The 3,637-nt window shown below is 45.7% G+C and carries 1 protein-coding gene; it reads right to left on the bottom strand.

The genetic code is table 11. From position 1 onward, the window contains the following. Positions 1-778 precede the first annotated feature (778 nt). On the bottom strand, positions 779-3,214 hold the full coding sequence (locus SPM24T3_RS23905) for a glucose/quinate/shikimate family membrane-bound PQQ-dependent dehydrogenase (RefSeq protein ID WP_009639423.1): 2,436 nt from the start codon (positions 3,212-3,214) through the stop codon (positions 779-781). Between the last annotated feature and the right edge of the window lie 423 nt (positions 3,215-3,637).

Raw genomic sequence — 3,637 nt, forward strand, 5'->3', positions numbered from 1 at the left:
GAGAAAAGCCCCGAATTGAAATTAATCAAAACGAGGCCTACTCGATGCGTCAGAAACATCAGGTTAGCCTCTTACCCGCCGAAAGGCAAGGAGTCGGAGTCTATGATGCTGCAAATCCCCAAACTACTTAATCGGATGATCATCTTTATATTGTTCATTATCTTTATATTAGTAGAAAACAGTTTAACGATTAGGCTAATTATAACGATCTTATATTAACCCTAATAAAACGTTAATTTTAATAAGTTATTTTCGCAGCCTTAATATTAACTTGCTGGTACACTGCGCTTGGGTGCTCTGGATCTTTTTGTCCCGAGCATGATGTCCTGTTTTATACGTTTAGTATTTGCTGTAACCGGTATGCAGAAGATAAAAAGAGAAAAGCCCCGAATTGAAATTAATCAAAACGAGGCCTATCTGCATGCTTGGAAACATCAGGTTAGCCTCTTACCCGCCGAAAGGCAAGGAGTCGGAGTCTATGATGCTGCAAATCCCCAAACTACTTAATCGGATGATCATCTTTATATTGTTCATTATCTTTATATTGGTGGCGAGTAATAGGCTGTGCTTATTACGTATTTCATTAGGCAGCTGCGAGATTGAGGCCATGATGGCCTGCGGTTCTTAACGGTAAGGCAACCCAAAGGCGGGAGTTTTCTCCCGCCCGATGGTGCGAAAGCATGGATTCAAGAGCGCCCCTTTTCAGACAATTTGCAGTAAAAAAAAGCCCCGACAGTCAATCTGCCGAGGCTTTAATTATTTAACTAACAGCCAAAATCTATTTATTACCCAGCGAATAGGCAATCACGTAATCACCACGGTCTGGTGACTGACGTGCGCCACCCGCTGAAATAACAATATATTGTTTACCCGTTTTGGGTGAAACATAACTCATCGGGCCGCCGCCGCTGCCTACTGGCAAGCGTGCTTTCCAAACTTCTTTGCCTGTTGAAGCATCGAATGCGCGCAGATAATAATCCTGAGTACCCGCGATGAATACCAGGCCCCCCTGAGTTGCCAGAGTACCACCTAGAGTTGGCATACCCACAGGCATCTGCGCCATCATTTTGATCCCGAACGGACCAGTGTCCTGAACAGTACCGGCTGGAACCTGCCAAACGATTTTCTGAGTATTCAGGTCAATCGCAGACAAAGTACCAAATGGTGGTTTCTGGCACGGAATACCCAGCGGAGACATGAAACGATCTTTATTTACGCCGTACGGAGTTCCTTTAAGTGGAACAGCCCCCATGCCGGTGTTAACAGATTCGCCCCCATTGCTGGCTGCAACTTTGCTGTTGTTCTGCTTGATCATCTGCACCCAAAGACCCAGACGCATGTCGTTAACAAACATGTAATGGTTATTCGGGTCAATGGACATACTGCCCCAGTTCATCCCGCCCAGAGAACCTGGGAAGCTCAGAGACTTATCAGTATCTGGCGCGGTGAACAAACCATCATAACGCATTGATTTGAAGCTAATACGACACATCAGCTGGTCAAATGGAGTAGCACCCCACATGTCCGATTCTGTCAGTTTCTGGTTACCGATTGATGGCATACCCACTGAGAACGGCTGAGTTTTAGAGTACTGTTCGTTAGGGATATCACGGGTCTTGACCGGCAATTCTTTAACTTCAGTCAACGGTTTGCCAGTGAGGCGATCGAGAACAAAGATCTGACCGGTCTTGGCACCGATAACAACAGCAGGCTTAGTTGTGCCATCTTTAAGCTTGAAATCGATCAAGCTTGGCTGCATAGGCAAGTCAAAATCCCACAGATCGTTATGTACAGTCTGATAAACCCATTTCTCTTTACCAGTAGTCGCATCAACTGCTAGCACGGATGCACCATATTTGTGGTCCAGTGCGTTACGGTTTGCGCCCCAAAGGTCAACAGATGAGCTGCCCATCGGCATGAACACCGTGTTCATTGCCGGGTCATAAGACATTGGTGCCCATGAATTTGGCGTGCTGCGAACAAAAGTCTGGCCCGGTTGCAATTTTGCATTTGGATCAGGATTGCCCGGGTCGAACGCCCAACGCATTTGACCCGTAATGACGTCGAAACCACGGATCACGCCACCCGGCATGTCGGTTTGTACGTTATCCGCTATGCGCCCACCAACAACAACTGTAGTTCCAGCAAGAGTCGGTGCAGAAGTCAGTTGGTATTTAGGATCTGCAGCATCACCCAGGCCAGCCTTGAGATCAACAACACCATTGTTGCCGAAGTCTGCACAGAATTCACCATTATCGGCGTTGATCGCAACCAAACGTGCATCGATGGTGTTCATCAGGATACGACGTTTACAAGTATCACCCGCAGCCAACGAAACCTGAGGTACCGGAGTAGAATTTGGGACTGTTGGTTGTGCAACGGGTTTGGTGGCGTCAAAATAAGCCAGACCACGACAGCGATTCCAAACTTGTGCCTGTGCGTTGATTTCACGCTTCCAGATTTGCTTGCCGGAATCTACATCAACAGCGATAACGTTGTTGTGCGGAGTACACAGGAAAACTTTGTCGCCGACCTGCAGCGGAGTTTCCTGATCTTCAGCACCGTTGCCACTCGGGCTGATTGGCGTATCACCAGTATGGAAGGTCCAGGCAACTTTTAAGTCTTTAACATTGTTACGGTTAATCTGATCCAGCGCCACAAAGCGATCGCCACCGGAAGTATTACCCCAGTGACTCCAATCTTTTTGCTGTTTTGCCTTATCAACGGGTATCAAAGGCAGTTCATCGCCTTTGAAAGCAACAGTGGGATGCGGTTGGAACATCTGCACAAAAGCAGTAACCATGCCTACAACCAATACGGCGGTAAACACGTATGAAAGTTTAGCGAAGGTTGATTTACCCTCTTTTTTCCGCAGTGTTGGCCAGGTCGCGAAGCCCAATAGCATAAAGCCTGTCGGAACCATCAGACGAGAAATCAGGGGCCAGAAATCCCAGCCAGCATCGCAGATTGACCAGATGAGCGTTCCGAGGAACACCAGAATGAACAGAACGACAGCGGAGGATTTGGCACGGAAATATTGAATGGCAGAAAGAACCATCACGATGCCGGCAATCAAGAAATACCAGCTACCGCCGAGTGAAACCAACTTCCCACCTTCAATGGCAAAAAACAGGCCACTGACAGTAAGAATAACCCCTAAGATACAACACCATAGCCTGAGTATGGGACTCGACTGGGAATTTAATCCAGACATACAGGCACTCTCCGAAATTATGTTTTTTGATAGTAATTACAAATGTAATAGTGACGACTAGCCACTCAAGTATGACTAAAATATTATATTTGCGTCAAAACGTGAGCGCCGCATTGTACCACCTGATTCATTTCAGTGTTAACGCTATAACTGTTTAAGAGCAATTTATTAACAACTTCGTACAATACCATCATAAATGTGAGGTTATTCATCAAGTTATCCATCCTAATTGAGGGTTTATCTGTAAGACTAATCGTAGGAAAAACCAGTAACAGAAAAATATTAATGACACAAAATGACAAACTTACCTGCGGTAATAGCATTTTAAAGTTAATTATTAAGGTAAAAGGGCCTAAAAAAATGCCATACGAAACAAAATATTAACCAAACGAACCAACTTAAACGCATTTCTTATACCAGCCC

This window comes from Serratia sp. M24T3 (assembly GCF_000257645.1).
In the GTDB taxonomy this organism is placed as follows: Bacteria; Pseudomonadota; Gammaproteobacteria; order Enterobacterales; family Enterobacteriaceae; genus Rouxiella.

Bases quoted from the DNA above. Each gene is read 5' to 3' on its own strand.
- SPM24T3_RS23905 (WP_009639423.1), bottom strand. From the start codon at position 3,214: ATGTCTGGATTAAATTCCCAGTCGAGTCCCATACTCAGGCTATGGTGT.